The following is a 22,669-nucleotide window of genomic DNA, read 5'->3' as shown; positions in this document are numbered from 1 at the left end:
TTGGCATATTCTTTTTGAGAAATTACTTTCGGGTTATAGCCTTGAATAATATTTAATTTTATATCACTTGTATATTTAGTCATATAAAAACTGCACCTCCAATTGTTAGATAGTGTCTAACAATTGGGGTGCAGTTCAATTTGGAGCTGCTTTTCCCTATTCCATTATTAATCCACATAAAAATTGAACTTTTTCTTATTCAGTCCTTCCATATACCTGTAGGCAATTAATTCAATTATGCTAATCATTGATATCCTCGAGGTCATATCAATACTCTTATGTTGGATATAATCGGCAAAAACATAGAGATTGATATCGCTCATGTTTTGAACAGAATTATTATTTGCCGATGTTATCGAAACAATAGTGGCCTTTGATTTCACATTCATTTGTTCAATATCCTGAATTAATTCTTTATCCTCTCCCCCATAAGAGAAAAAAAACACTAAGTCTGTATTGCGAATCCTATTTAAAAGCATTATTCGAAAATAATGATCTTCTGGAAATAACACCTCAAAACCTAAGCCAGAAAAAATATACTCAAAATAATGTGCCACACTTTTATTTAAGCCTCTTGCCATGACGACAATTCTCGGATTTTGGTGTAATAGTTCAATAATTCTACCAACCTTTTGCTGATCCAGAACGCGAACAGATTCATAAATATTTTTCAAGTATTCAATTTGATATTTTTCTTGTGATACCACGAATGGATTATGATTATTTACCGAATCAATATCAGTATATTTTAAGATAGCAGTAAAATCACTGTAACCTGCAAACCCAATTTTCCTAATGAGACGGAAAATGGTCGCTGGTGAGACAAAGCATTTTGAAGCCAGTTCACGAATCGTAAATCTTTTCACATCATCCATATTGTGAACAATATAATTATAGATTTCCTTTTCATTATTATTCAGTGTTTGAATATGTTTTGAAGTAATATCAAAAAAGTCCACTCTCTCACCTTCCACTGATTCTATTTATCTAATATAAAAAATTTGCATCTGGTACTTAATCCTTGCTTTCAATGGTAAACATATATATTTTTTCTACGAGATGATCGGTACTTTTCTTTACTTCTTCAATATATTCTAAGAAACCTTTAAAATTTTCCTGAACTTGTGTTATGGAGGCATTGATTTCCTCTGCTGCAGCTGCTGTTTCCTCAGATACATCGCCTAAAGAGGACATTTTTTCTAGTATCTCCACCTGATTTTGCTTGAAGATAGACATCTTTTCAAAAATGCTTTTCACAGCCATGCTTGCATCTCCTATATAGAGGGAGACTTTTTCAATACTTTCGACCACCATTTGAATATCTTCCGTTTGTTTGATCATTTGATTCGTTGTTTGATTGGTTTTTTCAATGGACAATAGAATTTGGTTCTTGATATTCGATAAATGATCGTCGATTGATTTCGTTGCTTCTGCTGATTGCTGTGATAGTCTTCCCACCTCATTGGCTACCACGGCAAAGCCTTTCCCATATTCACCCGCCCTTGCAGCTTCAATAGCAGCATTTAACGAGAGCATTTTCGTTTGCCCGGATATATCGTCTATCTCTTCAATAATATGACTAATATTTTGTGATAGCTCATTTAGGCGATTCATTTCTTCTGTCATTTGATTAAAATCTTCTCTGGTAACTTTAGAGCGATCAACAAATTGACGTAGCCTATTTTCACTTTCCTGATGTTCATCATGCACTTTAGAAAACAACTCATTCATCTCAATAATTCGGGAATTTATTTGGGTAATTTCCATTTCTTGATGATGAACATCTTCAATAGTTTTTTCCACTGCTTGGACTACTTCTTGGTTTCCCATCGAGATCTCAGAACTTGCTTTATTGATATCCTCCGTTTGACTATTCACATCATTTGCGTGTTGAAGAACATTCTGAAAATTCTTATTCGTTTCTTTTGCTGTAACTTGAACTCCCTCAATTATTTCTTTCAAGCGATTCACCATTTTACTGAAGGAATGGTAAATACTATCAAATTCATTTTCTCGTTTTTTCTTTTCTTTCCACTCATATTGCTTAATTTGTCCATCAGCAATTTCATTAACAATATGATCCAACATCTTCATTGGTTTAAGCGCTTTCTTTATATAAAAATAATTTCCCAAGATCATCACAATAAACATCACAATGGAGATTAAGATAATATAGGTGAGAAATTTAGTAGTAATAGAATGGTCAATTGAGCTAAGCTTGCTAGCTGCAATATCAATGGCCAGCATCCCAATTACTTTATCCCCTTTTTTAATCGGAACAAAGCCCGTTAGAAAATCTCCATAAACAGGATCTTTTGTGACTTTCGTGCTGACGGTTTTTCCTTCAAGTACAGGAGAAATTTCGTCATATGTATTCACAGCTTTTTCTCCAATTGGACTATAGTCCTTTTCGTCTCTTGGAGCACCATCGATTAAGATATGCACTTGTTTATCCTTAACCGTCATAATCGTGACATACATTGCCCCAATTTCTTCACGAAAAGAATTTAGATGATCCCTCAATTTCCAATAATAGGTATTCTCTGTTTCATCCTGCAAGAATTTTTCATAATCATCAAGATTCAGTTTTTTCTCAAACTGTTGCCCGATTCGTTCGGTATTCTCTCCCAACGTTTTTTCCGTGCTGTATCTTACGGACATGTAAACGGTTAAAATATTCATAAATAAAAGGATGATGAGAAAAAAGATGTTGCATAATATAATATTTTGTACAATCGATTTCCGCTTCATTACTATCCCACCTTAATATTTATACAATATATAGTAATTTTAACACAGGGATTATTTACCTAATAGTCAATCCTAATAATGTTCTTTGATTTGTAAATTGTTCCATTTATCTGAAAAATGAAAGGGGATGATTGTACAAATGCAATCATCCCCTTTCATTTTCATATAGAAATATAATTTTATAGTGTAAGTGTTTATTCACTCACTTTGAAGGCACTTACCATTTTTCGAAGATCATCAGCCATTCCTGCTAATGAATGGGCAGATGCAGTGATTTCTTCCATGGATGCTAATTGCTGCTGTGCCCCTGCAGCAATATTATGTGTATTTTGTGCAGAATTTTCGGCGTTCATTGATACTTCTACCATATTCATCGCCAAATTCTCGACACTTGCTGAGATTTGTCCAATCGAACGAGATACTTCTTCTACCTGTTTGGATACATCTAGGGCGGAGTTCAGTATTTTTTTGAAGGATTCTCCGGTATGGTTCACTAATAGCATCCCAGTTTCAACTTCATTCGTACATTTTTCCATAGAAACCACAGAGTTATTTGTATTTTCTTGAATATCACGAATTAAGTTCGTAATTTGCTCAGCTGATTTTCTTGACTCCTCAGCAAGCTTTCTTACTTCGTCTGCAACAACAGCGAAGCCCTTCCCATGCTCCCCTGCACGCGCAGCCTCTATCGCCGCGTTCAAAGCTAATAAATTAGTTTGATCAGAGATACCAGAAATGACGCCAACAATTTTCTCAATTTCCTCAGAGCGTGCTCCAAGATGTTTAATAACATCAGAAGAAAATGCTACGGATTCATTAATTGTCCCCATTTGCTCAATGGTTTTAGTAATAGCCTCATCGCCCTTTTGAGATTCAGCGTTTGTCACATTAGAGTGAGTGGTTACATTTTCAATAGATTCTGAGATATTGGCGATTCCAACAGCTATATTACCCATTGAAATAGAAGCATTCTCTGCACCTTGGACTGAACTTTCTGAGCCTGACGCAAGTTCAGTACTAGCTTGAGCAATATGATCAGTGGCATCACTTGTTTGTTCCGCACTAGCAAGCAATTCCTCAGAAGAGGCAGCCACCATATCAGAAGCCTCCCGAACTTTCATAATGACATTACGTATTTGAGCTAACATTTCATTATAAGACCGAGAAAGAGCACCAATCTCATCCTTTGATTGATAGCTGCTTTCTGCGGATATATCTCCGCTTTCCGCTTTTTTCATAACTGATTCCATTTCTTTGATTGGATTAACAATCGCTCTCGTGATAATCCAACTGATTAGGGTAATAATAATTAGGGCAATTACAATGATCGCAATCATAATCGTAAGAGAAGATTTGATTTCTTTTTTATTATCCTCATTAACTACTTTCGCTTCTTGAGAGCTCATTGAAACTAGCTTTGTAAAGGTAGCATCAAGCTCTTTCTCAGTTGGTTCAAGCTGAGACTCGTATAAATTATATGCTTCCTCTTTTTTATCTTCACTTGCAATGGAAATGAAATCGGTAATATGTTTGTTGAAATTTTTTGTTAACTGATCTAGTTTGATTAATAAACCTTTTTCAGCAGCGTCACTTGACTTATATTTTCCTCTTAAGCTTTCATTTTCTTTTGTTCTTCTATCAATATCACTTAATAACTCATTCACCCCGTTTTGATCCTTAGTGATCAGTAATTCTAGCAATGAGGTTTGAATATACTGCTGATTGGATTTCATTAAGCTAATGGTTTCAATTGGGATTAAATTTTGTTTGTACATGTTTTCTAACGAGGTACCCATTTTTGTTATTTGTGAAAAGCCGACCCCACCAATGCTCAGTAAGCTTACAAGAACAATAACAGATAGGATAATCATTTTAGAAAGCATTTTTACGTTTTTTATCCACTTCATAGGTGGTTCTCCCCATTCTATTGCTAATTTTCGTGATGACTTACCTTGAGCAAAGGATTAAATATAGAAAGTCAATCATCCGTATGATAACTTGTTATTCAGAATTTCACAAGCTAATATATCAATTATTTCATTAAAATTTACATATATTCGAGGAAGAAATTTCTAAATATTGTTAATTTATTATTTCTTTTTCCCTAGAAATATTACTATTTTAAAATAATTCCAACTGCTATTTCATTTCTTTTTTGGAGAATCACTTTTATTCACTTCAGAAAACATTATACTTCTCTCCATCTTTTTACTATAATTAAAAAGCAGTAAAAAAAGAATCATGGATAACAGGAGATGTATGATGAAGGATATCATTATTGGATTTATTATGGGGATTGTTGAGGGATTAACTGAATTTGCTCCCGTATCCTCAACAGGACATTTAATTTTAGTCGGTCATTTAATCGGTTTTGAAGGAACAAATACAGCCAAAACATTTGAGATTGTCATCCAATTAGGGTCTATTTTAGCTGTTGCCGTTGTATTTTGGAAAAGAATTCTCGGATTAATCGGGATTGGTCCAGACGCAAAATCACATACAGGAAAAAAGCATCAATTAAGCTTAATCCATATATTGATTGGAATTCTTCCCTTCATGATTGGAGGAGTATTATTCCATCATTTTATTAAAGAAGTGCTGTTTTCTTCACAAACCGTTGTCATTGGGTTGATTGCTGGTGGGATATTAATGATACTAGCCGAAAAAATGAAAAAAAATCATACCAATACGATGGAGCTGGATAAAATGTCCTATCGTCAAGCCTTCATAATGGGGATCTTTCAATGCCTAGCGTTATGGCCAGGTTTTTCCCGTTCTGGTTCGACGATATCTGCCGGACTTATTTCTGGATTAAATCATAAAACTGCATCGGAGTTTACCTTTATCATGGCTCTTCCTATAATGGCTGCGGCAACTGGAAAGGATTTGCTTGATAGCTGGTCCTACTTATCCGTACAGGATCTTCCTCTATTTATTACAGGCTTTATTACCGCATTTGTTGTAGCTCTTTTAGCCATTAAGTTTTTCTTGCAGTTAATTAATAAGGTAAAATTAATTCCATTTGCCATCTATCGCTTTATTTTAGCGATTGCTTTTTGGATTTTCATTTTATAATATTTTCGTCTAGGCAAATTTTTGAAAACAGGAATCATTTTTATGGTTCCTGTTTTTTATAATCTGAATTGATCATTTTACTTGTCTTATTTCCGTTAACTTATCCTCAATGACCAAAATTGGTTCTTCTCATTATTATTGCTATCTTTTCTTCCCTCTACACCCAAAAACTCTGCCTTCTATTTTCCAACAATAATTTTCTTAAAAATTTTACCCATTAACAATTCTTCACATTTTACAAAAAATAATATTCTAAATAGAATACTTCCCTATTTTTTTGGAAACCTATCTTCGAATAAATGTGATAGGAGTGTGAAAAAAGGATGAGAAGACTAAGCATAATAGCCGCCTCTACATTTTTACTTTTTGCATTTGGTTGTGGGGTAAATAATGATAATGAGACACGTGAGGCAAGAGTGAACGATATCGACGATGATCGGGTTGAACTTGATGGAAGAACGGGAAATCAACGGATGGATGTCGCAGATGGAATTGCCGATAGGATAGCGGTAATGGAAGAGGTAGACCATGCCAATGTGATCGTGGCAGGTGATACAGCCTATGTATCCGTCAGATTAAATAATCACGCTGATGATAAAACAGGACAAAACCAAAATACTGGTACAAAGGTTGGGCAAGGAAATCCAACGGGAATTATGAATCAAAATGGAAATGGAAATTCAGCAAGGAATCCATCTGAAGAACGTGATATGGTTGCGCCTAATACCAATAAAAATCAGAATGCGGTCAATGTAAATAATGGAAATACCATCTCCTCTGATTTAGAAAGGAAAATTACCCAAAAGGTGAAGGCTTACGATAACCGAATAGACCGAGTTTTTGTTACAACCGACTCAGGTTTTTATAATAATATGAGTAATTATGCAGATAGGATTCGTAATGGGAATAACACGCAAGATTTAATCGATGATTTTAACGATAATGTTCGTCGCGTCTTTCCAAATGTGAATAATACAAACCGATAATGAATTCCAATATTGTTGCATTTATTAAGCAGATGCTAACCAGTCATTATTTCCTGGTTTCGTCTGCTTTTATGTGTGCTATGGGAATCCAATTCAGCAATTAATTTTGACAGAAAATAAGAGAAATGCTAATTTATAAATATCCATAGCTTTTTCTAATGGAGGTAGAATATGAATAAAGAGATTATCAAGTTTTTAAGAGAAAGCTATAACATGACTCAAAGAGATTTTGCCAGAATTGTTAATTGTAGCTATGCTCTCATCGCACTCGTTGAAATTGGAAAACGAAATGTCACAAAAAACCTGGAAGGAAAAATCCTCGATGCCTTTGACTTGGATGAACAGCAAATTCAGTCGATTGCATCTATCGTTTCTGAAATTAGCAAAAACGTACCGCCGATGTTTTAATGCTTCTTTACTAAACACCTTCAATGACAGTAGATTTAATACCAAATGATCTGATGAATAAAAATTTAAAAGCTAAGGATATCTTTTCAAACCTCATTACGCGGAGCTGGAGTTTAGAAAAACATGTTAAATTCGCAAATGTACCTAATAAAGCTGTAAAAAAGGAGGAAGATTAAACAAATCAACCTCCTTTTTACATTTGCTATTTCCAGAGCGCCCCGTTTTTTTTTCCCTGAACTAAAAGAGTTTTCTTAATTTCGAACTTGACCTTGACCATAAATAAAATATTTACTGGATGTTAGAGCTTTCAGTCCCATCGGTCCTCTGGCATGAAGCTTTTGTGTACTAATTCCTATTTCCGCACCATATCCAAATTCAAAGCCGTCTGTAAAGCGTGTTGAAGCATTATGATAAACAGCAGCGGCATCTACATTTATTAAGAACATCTCGGCATTTTGCTTATTTTCTGTGAGTATCGCTTCAGAATGCTTTGTTCCGTATTGATTGATATGCTGAATGGCTTCATTCGCATCTTCCACTAATTTCACACTAATCGTTAAAGCTAAATACTCGGTTCCCCAATCTTCCTCCGTTGCTAATCTTGCAGATGAGGAAGCCTCACATACCGCCCTATCTCCTACGATTTCTACTCCAGCTTCTTCAAGGGTATTGAGTAATTCAAGACCGTATTTCTTGAACCACGTTTTCTGAATGAGAAGAGATTCTGCCGCATTACATACAGACGGACGTTGAGTTTTCGCATTTAATACAACCGCTTTTGCCATCTCTACATCAGCCGATTCATCAATAAAAATATGACAATTTCCTGCACCTGTTTCAAGTACAGGAACACTTGATTCTCTTACAACGGTTTCAATTAAATTTTTCCCTCCACGTGGAATTAATACATCCAAATATTCATTTAAGTGAAATAATTCCTTAGCAGTTTCTCTAGAAGTGTCCTCAATTAATTGCACGGCATCAAGGGGAATTGCTGTCTGCTCCAAAGCACGGTGAATAACATGAACCAAAGCCATATTCGAGAATTTTGCCGAAGAGCTTCCACGTAAAATCACCGCATTGCCGGTTTTTATTGATAGCGTCGCTGCATCTACCGTAACATTTGGTCTCGCTTCATAAATCATTCCGATTACACCGATTGGCACTCTTTTTTTCAATATTTGTAAACCATTTTCCTTTTCAATCGATTCCAACGTCTCTCCAATAGGATCCGGTAAAGTTATTAAAAGCTCAATGGCTTTTGCCATGTCCTCAATTCTTTTTTCATTTATCATAATCCGATCTAAGATAGAATCTGATAACCCTGCGTTTGTTCCATGTTGTAAATCCTTCTTGTTCTCTGCGATTAAATATTCCTTTTCCTGTAAAAGCTGACTGGCAATTTGTGATAACGCGAAATTTTTTTCTTCAGTCGTTAATCCGACTAACTGATAACTAGCATCTTTCGCTTTTTTCCCTTTCATTTTTACTTCGCTCATGGTATCCCCCATTTCTTCAATTCATTCAATTTTAAAATGTTATAGTTGTACCCAGTGATCTCTATGAATGACTTCAATCGTGAGTCCTGCTTGAGAACCTAATTCTTCACTTCTTTTTCCCATTACCCGCTTTAACTCTTCTAACGAATAAAGGACTTCTCCTTTCCCAACTAAACCATTTTGGCCAACTACTTCAACAACATCACCTTTTTTAAAGGTACCGTCAATCTTTTTCACCCCCGCAGGTAGCAGGCTTTTTCCATGAACCAGAAGGGCTTCCTCAGCACCCTGGTCAATAAAAATCCTGCCAGTAATGGATGAATGCAACGCAATCCATTGCTTATTATTGTTAATGGTCGTCAGTTCCTTGCCAATATACGTTCCGTCACCTTTCCCGTCTAGTATTTCAATCAGCTTGTCTTTTCCTTTTCCTTTACCGATAAAAACATGAACACCAAGTGAGGTGGCAATTTTCGCTGCCTCAAGCTTGGATGTCATCCCACCAGTTCCAACTTTCGACCCAGCACCGTCAGCTGCCTCCATCATTTCATCTGTTATTTCAGCGATAAAATCATACTTTTGGGCAAGTGGGTTTTTTTGAGGATTCGCATTATATAGACCGTTAATATCGGTCAAAATGATTAATTGGTCCGCATGCACCATTCCGCTCACAAGAGCAGAGAGCATGTCATTATCACCAAAGGTTAATTCCTCAATCGAAACAGAATCGTTTTCATTGATAATTGGTAAAATCCCACGTTCCAGTAATTCCATAATCGTGGCATACGCGTTGCGATATCCTTCTTTTTTGGAAAATAATTGTCTGGTTAACAAAATTTGTGCAGGCACAATTCCAAAATGGTTAAAGTGATCCATATAGGACTGAATGAGAAGACTTTGCCCAACAGCAGCTGCTGCTTGTTTACCCTTAATGGTTACGGGTCGTGACGGGTATCCTAGCCTTCTAAAGCCTGCAGCGACTGCTCCAGATGAGACAAGGAGCACCTCATGCCCTTGTTCCTTTAGTCCAGCAATAGCTTGGATATGATCGAAGAATTTCTCTGTATCAATATCTCCCTTAGCATTTGTTAACGAACTACTTCCAATCTTGACGACGACCCGTTTTCTTTCCATCTTTTTTTCCTCCAGCTTGAGTTCCTTCGTTTTGAAAAACAAAAAAAGCCCTTTTCATCCTACTAATAAGGACGAAAAGGACTTCGTTTCCGTGGTACCACCTTGATTGAATGCATAGCTGCACCCCACTCTTCCTGATAACGCTAGGATTAAAAGCGCCTATCGTTTTCGATAGGACTCTGAAGGTAGGTTCTGTGGGCTTCAGATGACGAGGTCTTTCAGCTCATAAACCTCGCTCTCTTGCATCGAATGACACCACGTACTAGTCCTTCATTAACGTTCCATAATTTCTATATATTATGCTAAGAAACTTTGATCATGTCAAGTGATTTTTTCAATAATTCAATCATTTTTATGCATTTACAGGAACTTTAGCAAAAAATTCATGATAGAGGGCTTGCACAGCTCTTACCTCATCAACCGCTTTAACCGCAAACATCATGCTTACTTCTGATGATCCTTGATTAATCATTTCAATATTAACATCTGCCTGAGCTAGCGCATGGGCCGCTCTTGCTGTCGTTCCTACATTATGTCGCATTCCTTCCCCCACAACCATAATTAAGGCCAAATGGTGGATGAAGACAACTTCATCTGCTTGAAGCTCATCTAAGATTCTTTGCTTTATTTTGCATTCAATCCCTTCCGTTAAATGATCCTCTTTTAAAATAATGGAGATATCATCAATACCAGAAGGAATATGTTCATAAGATAAGCCAGCATCTTCTAGGATATGTAACAATTTTCGTCCAAACCCAATTTCGCGATTCATTAAATATTTGCTCACATAGATACTGCAAAACCCTTTATCACTTGCAATTCCGATCACTGGACCATTTTTATTGTCTCTTACATTCACAATTCTTGTCCCTGCTGCTGACGGGTTATTTGTATTTTTCACATTCACTGGTATTCCAGCCCGAAATGCAGGAATTAAGGCTTCATCATGAAATACAGAAAATCCAGCATAGGATAGCTCTCGCATTTCACGATAGGTCAATTCGCGAATTTCATGTGGAAGCTCAACTAGAGATGGATTCACCGAATAAACCGCATCCACATCGGTAAAATTCTCATAAAGGCTCGCCTTTGTTCCATTTGCTAAAATAGAACCTGTGATATCCGAACCGCTTCGTGAAAAGGTAACAACATCCCCATTCAAGCTATATCCAAAGAAGCCAGGAAAAACAATAATTCCAGAACGATTCCGGAGCGAATATAAATGATCATAGGATTCCTTTAGCACACGAGCATTTCCAGGCTCATCACTCACAAATAATCCCGCATCTTTCGGATTCACATAGTGGGCTTCCACCCCTTGTTTTTGAAAATAGTAAGCAATTAATTTAGCGTTATTATCCTCTCCACTCGCTTTTATCGCTTCAAGATAGCTTCCTGGATTTTGTTTATTCCCTTCAAATAACGACCTTAAATCCTCTTCAATTCGCTCAATAATTTCAGTCGAAAGATCTAGTTCATTGGCAATATTGGCATATCTTTTTATAATTTGTGCCCATTCATCATCTGCGTTTTCTCCCTTCAAGTAACGTTCTCCACAGGTGATTAATAAGTCAGTCACTTTGATATCATCAGCAAATCGTTTCCCAGGTGCTGAAACGACAACTATTTTTCTTTCAGGATCGGAAACAACAATTTGAAAAACTTTCTCGATCTGTTCCCCAGAAGCTAATGAGGATCCCCCAAACTTTACTACTTTCATGCCCACATCTCCTACTCGGCGAAAATTTCTTAAAATTTAGTTATTATTATTACTCTAAAGTGAAAAAGAATCAAGTATTTTTTCCGTCAGGAGTGAACATTTGTATTTCATATATAGACATCTGCAAATAATTTGCTAGATTCAAAGTATTTTCTCCTTTTTTGTGACAATTATATATATATGTTATAATTTTCCCCGATTACTCATTTAGGATGTGAATAGCCGAATGAAAACCTATAAAGCACTATTTTTAGACATGGATGGAACGATTATTAGGCCTGACCAAACCATCGAAGAATCCACAAAGGAGGCTGTTTTTACCGCACAGGAAAAAGGAATCGAAGTTTTTCTCGCAACAGGACGCCCCATTCATGAAATTCACATTTTTGCGGAAATGTTGAACATTCAATCATTTATTGGATACAATGGAGCTTTATCAAGCTATAAAGGAAAAGAATTATATAAAAAACCCATAAGTACAACAATTGTTGAAAATATTGTAAATGTTGCTAATGAAAAACAACACCAATTGGTATTATATACAAGCTCAGAAAATTATTTTTCAAATCTTAACACCCCTTTTGTGAAAAAATTTATTGAAACCATCCATTTAAAACGGAACCAGACCATCACCCCTGAAATGTACAAGGATGTGCTAGGGATTACGATAATCGCTAATGAAGAGAGTGATGAACATTATTATCGTATAGATAATGGCATCCATTTATCACAGGTTAATATTGAAGGGATGGGCTTTTGCTTTGATGTTATTCGCGATTCGGTTAATAAAGGTGTAGGAGTCAAACATGTACTTAAGTATTTAGGAATCTCCCAAGACGAAGCCATAGCCTTTGGAGATGGCATGAATGATAAGGAGATGCTCGAGACTGTTGGTGAAGGATTTGCAATGGGAAATGCACATCCTGATTTATTTTCCTATGCAAATCGGAAAACAACAAATGTAACAAACTCTGGGGTGTATAATGGATTGAAATCGCTCGGCCTTACTTAACTGAACCTTATACTTATTGTATGCAAAAACCCTTGACTTTCTTTGATAGAAATCAAGGGTTTCCTATTAAACAAGTGTTGAACCCCAATCAATCATAAAGGCTATAACGATTGCGGCCATGGTTTTTGGAATCATAAAGGGCCTTGTCGGCCATTCTTATTATTTCATCCGGGTTGGATAAAGTACTTGGAATAACAGTAGCGACTCCAAGACTACAGGTGACAAATGGGCTAACCTTCGATGCGACATGGGGGATTTCTAATTCCTCTATTGCCGTACGAATTCTTTCCGCCACATAGGCTCCACCCTCCTCTGTCGTTTCTGGTAAAATCACGGCAAACTCCTCTCCCCCATAACGGCAGACAACATCAGAGGGTCTTTTCACCGTATCTTTAATCGTCTGTGCTACTTTAATCAAACATTCATCTCCGCGCTGATGACCATAAGTATCGTTATATCGTTTAAAGCGATCAATATCGAGCATAATTAAAGTAATTGGCTTAGAGCTTCTTGAACAGTATTTCCATTCTTTTTCCATGGTCTCATCAAAATATCGGCGATTCGAAATTTTGGTCAAGCCATCAAGCAGAGACGCTTCTTTAAGACTTTGTTCAATTTTCTTTTGGTGAGTTATATCCTTAAATTGCCAAAGAAATCCATCAAATTGTTCATTCGTAAAAATTGGAATGGCATCACGGCTAATCACTCGACCATCTAGTAAAGCCCACTCCTCATCTAGCACCATTTCCCGATTTTTGATGATCTCTCTCGTCCTTTGATCATAGCGTTTTTGTTCAAAAAAGAACATCGTTGCTTCCTTATTCCGGTTTTTCCCAAAATCAACGAGATGTGGGTCACCAAATAAATCCGAAAATTGCTCATTCAATAAGATGAGCTTATTATCCTTATCTTCAGCTAATATGCCATATGGGAGATGAGAAATTAAGGTTTCCAATCGCGATGTCGTTTGCCTAATTTTTTCTTCCATTCTCACGCGTTCCGTGATATCCCTTGAGATCGTGACAACCTTTAGAACCTGCCCATCCCTTTCAATAATGGGATTTGCCCTTAATTCTATATTAATCCAGCCACTTTCTCCCTTCCAACGATATTCTGTTTGCATGCTCGATTTTGAAGTGAACATATGTTGAAATTCCTGATGAACTCTTAATGCATCATCAGGGTGAATTTTCAGAAATGGATAACCCTGAATTTCTTCACCTGATAAGGTAGGGATTAGGCTATGAATAGATGGAGAAATATAAAGGGTCCTTCCCTTTCGATTACTTAACGCAACAACATCTGTCATATTATCGGCGATTAAACGATACTTTTCTTCATTTTCCTGCAGCTTGATGGAATCGCGATAATGCTTAATAACCACTCCAATATTTGTAGCTGCTGCCATTAATGTCGTTTCCTCATTTTTATTCCATGTTTTCTCTTCAACGGAATCACTAAAACCAATAAAGCCCCAAAACTCATCCTGCACAAAGATTGGTACAATTAAAACAGACTTTATATTTAATTTCCTTAAGGTTATTTGTCCATTTTTCGTAAACTGAGTGTATGGACCATTAATGATTTTCCCTGCTGATAGCGCGTCTTTCCACTCTGTTTCATTAAATGACTTAACCGGTATATGGGACATGATTGGTTTATTAATGATCGCTTTTCCATCTTCATTAACCCACTCAAAACTTAATTTGATACAAGTTGGATTATTTTCAAACAAATACACATGATCAACAGGAATTGCGCGCCCAATAATCCCTAAAGATGCCTCAATCGCTTGATCATGATCTTCCTCAGTTAACAAAAGATTGGTTGCTTCATGGACAGCATTTAATAAATTATCCTGCTTTCGAATTAGTTTTTCAGCTTTCTTTTTTTCTGTAATATTACGAATATTAGACAAAATAATCTGATCATCATGAAATGATATAAGGGTTGCTCTCACTTCCACAATGATTTCATTTCCATTTTTACATTTATAAATTCTTTCTCCTAAATAAAAGCGATTCTTTGCCAGAACAATTTTAATATTCTCTTCCACACTTTTCTCATCCGCTACAATAATTTCATCTATAGAAAGATTAATCAGCTCATTTTCTTCATAGCCTAATAAGCGGCAAAATTCTTCGTTTACCTCAACAATCCTTTTGCTTATTGGATGAAAAGCAAAAATTCCTTCAGTAGATTGTTTCACCATTGCCCGATACCGTTCTTGACTATCTAGAAGCTTTCCCTGCAGCTGTTTCACTTCATGAAGTTCATGTTTTAATTGATTGCGGGTTAATTCCGAAATTTTTGATTCATATATTAACACAGAGCCAAATGTTAGAAAAAAGAGAAGAAAATAAAACATATTCGTATTTTCCCATTGAGTAAAAAATTGGGAGCCATAAAATTTGAGAAAATACATAAATTCAAGCGCGCAACCAATCACACTAATGAGAACATTTCGCCACGAACGGTAGGAAATACTTAGAAAGATTGGTAAAATAACAAAAAATAGATTAATATAATTAGAATGATAGAAATTGATGACAAATAAATCAATAATCAATAGCAAAGTGATCAAAAACATTGTTGATTGGACCAACACTTTTTTATATACAAAAAAGGTCAGGATGACTAACGGTAAAAAGGAAGAAAGAAAAACTTCTTTAGCCGAACGATAATCAGCCAACGAAATATTCAAGAGAAGATCGATTATGAGAAATAACCAAAGCAAGAAAATGATGCGCCGATTTTGTTTGTATATCAAGGTCAAATCATCCATAATGTCCACCTTTCTTTACTCAAATTTTACTATGAAGATATTCAAAATTAACTTATATTTTTGAATATCTACGTAAAATTGTACCCATTTTTTCACAAAAAAGTCGCATTTAATAGTTTGGTCGAATAAAAAAATGTCAAAACTATACTTTACATGAAAACATACTCTTACGATCGATTCATAGATAAAGTGAAACTTCCATCAGTGGGGGTTTTCGACGCACAGGACGTGCTAGTGCAGACGTTGTGATTGACGTCGCGCTTTTAGTCTGCCATTCATCCCCCACTGATGGTTAGTTGAACTTATCGGACCTTTACGGACAGTAAGACTCCCACTTATCTTCTTCGTATTCTCAGAATCTTGAAGTGGGAGTCTTACTGTCCGTTAAGAGTGGGATAAACGAAAGAGGTGACCATCTATGTGTGGCAGATTTACGTTAACTGCTTCTCTCAAAGAAATTGCCATTCGGTTTGAGACCATTTTTACTTTTCAAGAAGAGGATTATGCTCAAAGCTTTAATATTGCCCCTTCTCAATCGATATTAGCCGTCATTAACGACGGAATAAGGAATCGTTTGGGTTATCTACGCTGGGGCCTCATCCCGCCTTGGGCAAAAGATATGTCGATTGGCTATAAATTAATCAATGCGAGAGCTGAAACCGTTACGGAAAAACCAAGTTTCAAAAATGCTTTTATGAAAAAGCGGTGTCTAATCATTGCCGATTCGTTTTATGAATGGAAAAGAAAAGAAAAAGATAAAATTCCAATGAGAATCCGTTTAAAATCAGGAGAGCTTTTTGCGATGGCTGGAATTTGGGAGCAGTGGAATACAGAAGAAGGAAAATCCATCTTTTCTTGTTCCATCATTACAACGGAGGCAAATGATTTCATGAAACCACTTCATGATCGAATGCCCGTAATCTTAAAAAAAGATGACGAAAAGATCTGGCTGAACAAATCTCTTACTGACCCAAAAGAGCTTATCAAGCTTTTAAGACCTTATGACGGATCACTAATGGAGGCATACGAAGTTTCCCCGCTTGTCAATACGCCAAAGAATAATTCTGTCCAGTTAATTCAACGAATTGACTAATTATAGTAAAATCTAGAAAGGGGCAGACAATAATCCCTTTCATTGTCTATTTCATATCGTTCCAACTTGGTTTCGTCCGCTTTTTTTCGCCTTATATAAAGCAATGTCTGCACGCTTGATAAAACTTGAGCAGATTTCATTCTTTTGTAGCTCCGCGACCCCAAAACTGCAAGTAATTATTCCGAATTTTTCAAATTCTTTTTTAGAAATGATATCCCGCATCCTTTCTGCCAAAGCTATGCCATCGAGTAAATTTTTATGGATTGCAATAATTAGAAATTCTTCTCCTCCCCAACGGCCAAAATAATCGGTATCCCGAATATTTTCTCGAACAATCTGCGACAAGTTCTTTAAGGCGAGATCTCCCACATCATGGCCAAAAGTATCATTAATGATTTTAAAATAATCAATATCAAAGAGAATAACAGACAGGGTCGTCTCGTTACTTCTTGCTTTTTCAATCTCCTCATTTAATTTTTGTTCCAATCTTCTTCGGTTTGGTAAATTAGTTAAATAATCCGTATGGGCCCTTTCATATGAGATTTCTGCCTCTAGATAGATTTCAATAATAGAATGAAAATAATAGATAGCGATTATAATAGCTAAGCTGGCAAAGTAGTATTGAAATAAAGTGTAAACCGTTAAGGGCGTAGAGAATGTGCTAAGAAAAACATGATATATTCCTAGTAGAACAGTAAAAGAATAGATAATTAAGGAGAATATTAAAGCGATAATTCCCTTGAAAGTTAAAAAATAGAAAATAATCAATAGTGGAGTCCAATAGACAACGGAACCTAACAAATGGTTTCCATTAAACCCAAGATTATTGACGATTGAATCAAACATGCCAATTATAAATACAATGCTTGCCGTTACACAAACTGCCACTTCAATAATATGTAACCGATTCTTATTTAAAATAAGGAGAAAATAGCAAAAGGAAATACCTAAAAAGAGTATCGTAAAAATTACATAATCACAGATTGTAAAGAAATGACGTCTATATCCAAAAATAAAAAGGACAATATAGGTAATAAATAAAACTGGGAGCACAACTTGATAGATCCTTTGTTTTAATTCTGAAAAAGAATGGTGGATATATAGCCATGACTTTTTCATGATTTATCACCTTCCTAGTAAAAACTACCCATTTTTTTCATTATATCACTATACTAAGTGACCTTATTCCTATTTGGTGAAGAATATTTTAAGAATTTTTTCAAATAAAAAAGAGAGTGCTCCGTTTTACCATTCTGATTCAACGAAGTTCCCTCACCTATAACACAATTGTCTTCTTTTTTATACAGACTAAAAATCCTTCCAAGTATAATCAATGGTAAGCATGCCAACATTTCTACATTTGGATGAAAATCCCTTTGGTAGCTCATGTGTAGCCGATTGAGGAGAAAACATACAAACTAATTCTTTATAATGACCAAACATTCGTCAAATCTCCGGTCGAACTGAATATATCCCGCATTGATTTTTATCCAATTCAAGAAAGAGGCAGGTGCCAAAATGGCGCTTTTGATTCTGAAGATTTAGCCGAAGTTTAGGCGGCATCGATTTTACCTTTTTTAATCTTTTTTAGCTCTTGCTTGGTAACGGGTACTGGCCCACAGCAAAAAGCTTTGCATTCAAGACAAGGTAGATCTGACATAGCTCCTCCTTCTTGGGGGTTAGCTTTTAATCTTTAAATTGAATAAGTCTATTTTTTTCTTCTCTCGCTCCACTTCGGATGGTAGTTAGCCCGATAGTTTTTGATTCGCTCTATTAAAACGGCCGAATCTTTTTCTATTAATACTAAATCCTTAAACTCTCTCTTTAAAAAACCTTGATCAATCATATGATCAAACAATGAATATAAAGGCTGATAATAATCTTGAATACTTAATAAAGCACAAGGCTTCTGGTGATATCCAAGCTGCGCCCACGTAAACACCTCAAACCACTCTTCTAAAGTACCGGCGCCTCCAGGCAAAGCGACGAATCCATCTGCATGTTCCGCCATAAGTGCTTTTCTTTCATGCATATCATTCACTACATGAAGTTCCGTTAAATGTTCATGGGCAATTTCCACATCTTTTAAGCTTTTGGGAATGACCCCAATGACCTTGCCTCCACCTTCCAATGCTGCATCGGCAACTGCCCCCATGCAGCCCACAGTGGATCCGCCATAAACAAGCGTGATTCCTTCAGCTGCTAATCTTTCTCCTAATTTTCTTGCTTCTTTCATATAAATGGGATGATTGCCCGGACTTGAACCACAAAAAACTGCAAGTGATTTCAATGGTCGTTACCCCTTTCATGATTTTCTTGAATTTCGATTTAGGAAATGATGAAATATTTACCTTTTGGAAAGATTAAATTATCATTATTATCAAACACAGTCAAACAAAAAATGACAAAATTCTATCTAAGAACATTCTTTGTTTGACAAAATTTTTATCCAGCACGTCCAATCCGCAGTTTCCGACATCAAAAACGCAAGAAATGTCAAGTCCTGCGCTTTCCCGAGAAATATTTAATTGATAAAAAGTTTTCATTTAGCTACTAAAAAATTACTTTTCCAGCGGCCCTATTTCGTCTTTTGCTTGACTTTCGTAATAAGAGGCCGCTGATCTTTCCAAAGCACTTCAACAGGTCGATCAAAAAATGTTGTTAAAGCGGAACTTGAGATCATATCACTAGTTTTACCTGAAGCAAATACCCTCCCCTTTTTTAACAGCAAGGTATTTTCGAAAATGGGCAATATCTCTTCTGCATGGTGCGTAACGTATAGCAAGGTCGGCCCATTCTCGTTATTACTGATTCTTTCAATCGTTTCTAAAAGTTCCTCTCTTGCAATAAAATCAAGTCCATTAGTTGGTTCATCCAAAATAAGAATTTCTGGATTTGCCATTAAAGCTCTTGCTATCAATACTCTCTGCCGTTCCCCCTGTGATAAGGTTTCATAATTTCGATCGGCAAACTCAAGGCAATTTAATTCTTTGAGAAGGGAGATTGCTTTCTTTCTGATTTCATCAGTTGGTGTTTCATATAATCCGATAGAGGCAAATGCCCCACTTAAAACAATCTCGTAGGCACTATCAGACAAATAAAACTTTTGCTGCAAAGTAGAGGAAACTAATCCTATTTTAATGCGGAGTTGTTCACCTAACATCGTTTTTCCAAATTCCCTATTTAGTACCGTCACTTTTCCTTTTGTTGGAAAATCATAGGCATTCAAAAGATTCAGTAGGGCAGACTTTCCTGCTCCATTTAATCCAAATATGACCCAATGCTCCCCCTTTTTGACCTGCCAATTTATATCTTCTAATATCCAGGCACCATCTCGATTTAGCCAAACATGCTCAAGCTGTATAACCACTCGAAAAACTCCCCTTTCCTATCAGCAATTCTTTGATAATAGAAACTCCTTAGTATATATTTATAAAATATTCTGTCATTTATCCATTATAGCAATATTTACTATTAAAATAATAAAAAAAATAAGCAAACATTAGGAATCATTGAAAATGACATGAAATATAATTGATTTTTCAAATATGTAAGCGCTTCAACATTCGAAATACGTTAACATTTTCCCCGTTAGAACCATTCATTTGTATTTTATAATAAATGTAAAGGAGATATATTCCTAATATTGAATAGAAACTGAAAGATCTAGGAGGGATATCATGCAAATCTTTTACAAGGAATTTTATCAAAAAGCCCTATTGCCAATAGGAAAAAAAGATCAGCAAACGTTAGAAAGCAAAAGCAGTGCGACCCATTGTTTAATAGCCGTTGAAGGCTATGAGGATAGTAAGAAAAAAGGATATTATCACTGGAGAGTAACAGTCTATCCCGCAAGTAGTGATGGAAACTTCAAAAGCTCAAAGCCATTTTTCTCTTCTGATCAATATGTAACCTTTACGGATGCGATGGAAGGAGCTAAACAATTCATGGAAGATGGCGAAAATGATCAGCTCCTATCAAAATATTTACATTAGCCTACATCCGTTATCCCTATTGATTATTTCGGAAATTTATAATATTAACAAGCAACGGTGTTCTCTCTTCCCTTCAAACAGAAACGCACTGACCTACTCAGTGCTTTTTCTCTGTACATTTCCTTTTCTCATGTAGAACATGCACTAAAAAAGTCTTCAGCAAAAATTCGTATTTAATAAAAGAAGTCCGCTTCCTATTAAGCGAACTTTTCATTATGATTTCTATTGCCTCTCAACAAAAACTGAGACGCAAATGTTAATTTTTATTATCATCTAATTATTGATCTGCTTCTTCTCCTTGCTTATAACAATGATTTTATAGGGCTGACCCTCTATCTTGGTTTTTATCTCCTTAGAATGCAAAAACTCTTGAACCGTTTTCTCTATTTTCCCTGCTCTTTCTACAGCATCAGGGTCATTATTTTTAATCGAGGTTTTGATGATAATTTGTAGCGGTGCCGGATGGAAGGAATACGCATATCCCGTTACTTTGTATTCTTTTTTTGCTGTTAATCCCTCATCAATCGTTTGGAATATTTTATCCCATTGTGATTCCTTCTCTCTTTGAGCTAAATTAATTTGATTAATTTTAATAGAGTATGATTGAATGTTTCGAGCTTCAAATATTTGATTAACGGTTTTCTTTATTAATGCCTCTCTTTTTTCTGTGTTTGGTATATCCAATTCGACGGTAATATTCTTAGAATTGGGTGATGGGTGCATATAACCATGATAATAACCATATGATAGATATTTAATCTTTAATTTTTTTATTTCCTTTTCAACCTGAATCATCGCGTCTTCAATAGCTTGATCTCGCTCAGATATCTGAGGAAGCTTCTTTTCCAAATTGCTTGCACGCAAAACCTTTATGGAGTAAGCATCATATCCACGAGATGCTACAATTTTCTCCACTAATTCCTTTACTGGTCCCTTTGATTCCTGATAATATTTTTCAGAACCTCTTAAATATATGCTGATTTCTTTGGCCCCTCCATGCAATCCATCAATTTTATACCCCTTCTTCTCAAGGCTTTCCCATATTACCTCATGTACAGGCTTTAATTGAAAGATTTTATTTAAATACGGGATTTTGGCTGCCACCTCAGCCATTGCCGGTGATATGAAGGTAGACCCAATAAATAGTCCTATCAGCACAAGAGTCGAAATGGCGGCATATCCGATTCTTCTAAAAACCCTTTTCTTTTTTGAATTTTGAATTTTTGTAGGACTAATAGCATATTCCTTGCCTTCAATATCATCCAAGATTCTGCTTTTTAATATTTGTTTTTGGCTTTTGCGCCACAATATATCATAATTTAACTTCTTTAATGATTCATCTAATTGATACTCCTCATATGGTGCTTTCATACAAATATCCCTCCTTTATTAATTGCTTTTTCAGGAATGGCACTGCCCGATGAAGGGTAGATTTGACCTTACTTTCCGACCAATGCAGGATATTTGCTGTTTCTTCAATCGAAAATCCTTGAATCTTTCTTAAGATCATGACTTTTTTATAAGAAGTCTTCATTTCTCCAATTGCCTTGAAGAGTTCATAGGACTCCTCTTTAATTTGGAGAATTTCTTCTGGTAATGGATTCATGTCTCTTTTGGCAAAAAAAGCTTCTTTCATTTGTACAAGCGGTTTTCGCTTTTTTATGTAATCAATTGTGACATTATGGGCAATAGTGAATAGCCAAGTTTTTTCACTACATTGCTTTTGAAAGGAACTATGATTTAAATAAGCCTTAACAAAAGTATCATGAGTTAAGTCTTCTGCCTGTTGATAGTCTTGAACAATAATCAAAATGAAGCTTAAAACCGCTTTGCTATATTCGTCATACCAAGCGGAGATTTCAGCCTTCGCAATTTCCGACAAAATACCATCCCCCCTTTTTTTTATTGTGTATACTACTATGACGATTTACTGAAAAAAAAGTTGTGCTATTTTGACATTTTAATTAACCTTTTCTCCTTATGATAAAATTTACTTAAACAATATAACGATTATAAGAACTTGGTGAGCTTAAAAGGAGTATGCGACCATGCTAGATGAAATCGGTGTCAGTGGAGGAACTGCTGTTATCATTCTGATTATCCTTTACTTTATCATTAAATGGGCAGTGAAAAATGGAATTAAGGAAGCTTATCGGGATTTGGATATGGGAAAGAAGAAATCTTCATAAATGATTTTACATAAAATGAACG

General features: G+C 35.7%; 20 protein-coding genes and 1 other annotated feature. Of the genes, 7 read left to right on the top strand and 13 right to left on the bottom strand.

The window, feature by feature from the left end; all coding sequences use genetic code 11:
- Window positions 1-167 precede the first annotated feature (167 nt).
- The 3 genes from ACE38V_RS09335 to ACE38V_RS09325 all read right to left on the bottom strand — a co-directional run bounded on the left by ACE38V_RS09335 (window position 168) and on the right by ACE38V_RS09325 (window position 4,658).
- Window positions 168-959, bottom strand: coding sequence for a MurR/RpiR family transcriptional regulator (locus ACE38V_RS09335; protein WP_375840952.1), 792 nt, complete (start codon window positions 957-959; stop codon window positions 168-170).
- Window positions 960-1,014: 55 nt separating this feature from the next.
- Window positions 1,015-2,751, bottom strand: coding sequence for a methyl-accepting chemotaxis protein (locus ACE38V_RS09330; RefSeq protein WP_375840951.1), 1,737 nt, complete (start codon window positions 2,749-2,751; stop codon window positions 1,015-1,017).
- A gap of 194 nt (window positions 2,752-2,945) precedes the next feature.
- A complete protein-coding gene (locus ACE38V_RS09325) occupies window positions 2,946-4,658 on the bottom strand; it encodes a methyl-accepting chemotaxis protein (RefSeq protein WP_375840950.1) in 1,713 nt (570 codons plus the stop codon).
- A 355-nt stretch (window positions 4,659-5,013) separates the two neighbouring features.
- On the opposite strand from ACE38V_RS09325, the gene bacA reads away from it, so the two are divergent.
- From bacA to ACE38V_RS09310, 3 genes are all read left to right on the top strand, one after another.
- Entirely contained in the window at window positions 5,014-5,826 is an 813-nt protein-coding gene (bacA, locus tag ACE38V_RS09320; RefSeq protein WP_375840949.1) for an undecaprenyl-diphosphate phosphatase, read from the top strand.
- 323 nt (window positions 5,827-6,149) lie between these two features.
- Complete coding sequence (locus tag ACE38V_RS09315) at window positions 6,150-6,812, top strand: YhcN/YlaJ family sporulation lipoprotein (RefSeq protein WP_375840948.1); 663 nt, start codon at window positions 6,150-6,152, stop codon at window positions 6,810-6,812.
- A 171-nt stretch (window positions 6,813-6,983) separates the two neighbouring features.
- Window positions 6,984-7,220, top strand: a complete 237-nt coding sequence (locus tag ACE38V_RS09310; protein WP_375840947.1) for a helix-turn-helix domain-containing protein — start codon at window positions 6,984-6,986, stop codon at window positions 7,218-7,220.
- Between the two features lie 251 nt (window positions 7,221-7,471).
- On the opposite strand, the gene ACE38V_RS09305 is transcribed toward ACE38V_RS09310, so the two are convergent.
- The 3 genes from ACE38V_RS09305 to ACE38V_RS09295 form a co-directional block, all read right to left on the bottom strand.
- Window positions 7,472-8,719: a glutamate-5-semialdehyde dehydrogenase gene (locus tag ACE38V_RS09305; protein ID WP_375840946.1), complete on the bottom strand. Its 1,248-nt coding sequence runs from the start codon at window positions 8,717-8,719 to the stop codon at window positions 7,472-7,474.
- 39 nt (window positions 8,720-8,758) lie between these two features.
- Window positions 8,759-9,853, bottom strand: coding sequence for a glutamate 5-kinase (proB, locus tag ACE38V_RS09300; protein WP_375840945.1), 1,095 nt, complete (start codon window positions 9,851-9,853; stop codon window positions 8,759-8,761).
- Between the two features lie 64 nt (window positions 9,854-9,917).
- Window positions 9,918-10,139 (bottom strand) — a binding site (T-box leader).
- Between the two features lie 66 nt (window positions 10,140-10,205).
- Window positions 10,206-11,573, bottom strand: coding sequence for an aspartate kinase (locus ACE38V_RS09295; protein WP_375840944.1), 1,368 nt, complete (start codon window positions 11,571-11,573; stop codon window positions 10,206-10,208).
- Between the two features lie 226 nt (window positions 11,574-11,799).
- Here ACE38V_RS09295 and ACE38V_RS09290 point away from each other — a divergent pair, with 226 nt between their 5' ends.
- A complete protein-coding gene (locus tag ACE38V_RS09290; protein WP_375840943.1) occupies window positions 11,800-12,585 on the top strand; it encodes an HAD family hydrolase in 786 nt (261 codons plus the stop codon).
- Between the two features lie 88 nt (window positions 12,586-12,673).
- Here the strand turns inward: ACE38V_RS09290 and ACE38V_RS09285 are convergent, their stop codons facing one another.
- Entirely contained in the window at window positions 12,674-15,370 is a 2,697-nt protein-coding gene (locus ACE38V_RS09285) for a diguanylate cyclase domain-containing protein (RefSeq protein WP_375840942.1), read from the bottom strand.
- A 418-nt stretch (window positions 15,371-15,788) separates the two neighbouring features.
- On the opposite strand from ACE38V_RS09285, the gene ACE38V_RS09280 reads away from it, so the two are divergent.
- Complete coding sequence (locus tag ACE38V_RS09280) at window positions 15,789-16,463, top strand: SOS response-associated peptidase (protein WP_375840941.1); 675 nt, start codon at window positions 15,789-15,791, stop codon at window positions 16,461-16,463.
- A gap of 51 nt (window positions 16,464-16,514) precedes the next feature.
- Here the strand turns inward: ACE38V_RS09280 and ACE38V_RS09275 are convergent, their stop codons facing one another.
- The 4 genes from ACE38V_RS09275 to ACE38V_RS09260 all read right to left on the bottom strand — a co-directional run bounded on the left by ACE38V_RS09275 (window position 16,515) and on the right by ACE38V_RS09260 (window position 19,833).
- On the bottom strand, window positions 16,515-17,582 hold the full coding sequence (locus ACE38V_RS09275; RefSeq protein ID WP_375840940.1) for a GGDEF domain-containing protein: 1,068 nt from the start codon (window positions 17,580-17,582) through the stop codon (window positions 16,515-16,517).
- Between the two features lie 189 nt (window positions 17,583-17,771).
- Window positions 17,772-17,906, bottom strand: a complete 135-nt coding sequence (locus ACE38V_RS09270) for a hypothetical protein (protein WP_375840939.1) — start codon at window positions 17,904-17,906, stop codon at window positions 17,772-17,774.
- Between the two features lie 265 nt (window positions 17,907-18,171).
- On the bottom strand, window positions 18,172-18,753 hold the full coding sequence (locus ACE38V_RS09265; RefSeq protein WP_375840938.1) for an LOG family protein: 582 nt from the start codon (window positions 18,751-18,753) through the stop codon (window positions 18,172-18,174).
- Window positions 18,754-19,041: 288 nt separating this feature from the next.
- The gene (locus tag ACE38V_RS09260; protein WP_375840937.1) at window positions 19,042-19,833 is read right to left on the bottom strand and encodes an ABC transporter ATP-binding protein; all 792 of its coding nucleotides are present in this window, start codon (window positions 19,831-19,833) and stop codon (window positions 19,042-19,044) included.
- Between the two features lie 310 nt (window positions 19,834-20,143).
- Between ACE38V_RS09260 and ACE38V_RS09255 the strand changes: the two genes are divergently transcribed.
- Window positions 20,144-20,458, top strand: a complete 315-nt coding sequence (locus ACE38V_RS09255; RefSeq protein ID WP_375840936.1) for a hypothetical protein — start codon at window positions 20,144-20,146, stop codon at window positions 20,456-20,458.
- Window positions 20,459-20,731: 273 nt separating this feature from the next.
- Here ACE38V_RS09255 and ACE38V_RS09250 read toward each other — a convergent pair whose 3' ends face one another.
- Together ACE38V_RS09250 and ACE38V_RS09245 are read right to left on the bottom strand one after the other, a co-directional pair.
- Window positions 20,732-21,829, bottom strand: coding sequence for a DUF4030 domain-containing protein (locus ACE38V_RS09250; RefSeq protein ID WP_375840935.1), 1,098 nt, complete (start codon window positions 21,827-21,829; stop codon window positions 20,732-20,734).
- Window positions 21,813-22,340 (bottom strand): RNA polymerase sigma factor, encoded by a 528-nt coding sequence (locus ACE38V_RS09245; protein WP_375840934.1) that lies wholly within the window; start codon window positions 22,338-22,340, stop codon window positions 21,813-21,815. Before ACE38V_RS09245 ends, ACE38V_RS09250 begins: the two co-directional genes overlap by 17 nt.
- A gap of 166 nt (window positions 22,341-22,506) precedes the next feature.
- Here ACE38V_RS09245 and ACE38V_RS09240 point away from each other — a divergent pair, with 166 nt between their 5' ends.
- Window positions 22,507-22,647, top strand: coding sequence for a DUF6019 family protein (locus tag ACE38V_RS09240; protein WP_375840933.1), 141 nt, complete (start codon window positions 22,507-22,509; stop codon window positions 22,645-22,647).
- Window positions 22,648-22,669: the final 22 nt, after the last annotated feature.

Origin of the sequence: Cytobacillus sp. Hz8, assembly GCF_042263505.1 — a bacterium.
Classification (GTDB): domain Bacteria; phylum Bacillota; class Bacilli; order Bacillales; family Cytobacillaceae; genus Bacillus_BE.
Note: the sequence above shows the minus strand (reverse complement) of the source record. Positions and strands in the feature narration are given on the sequence as shown.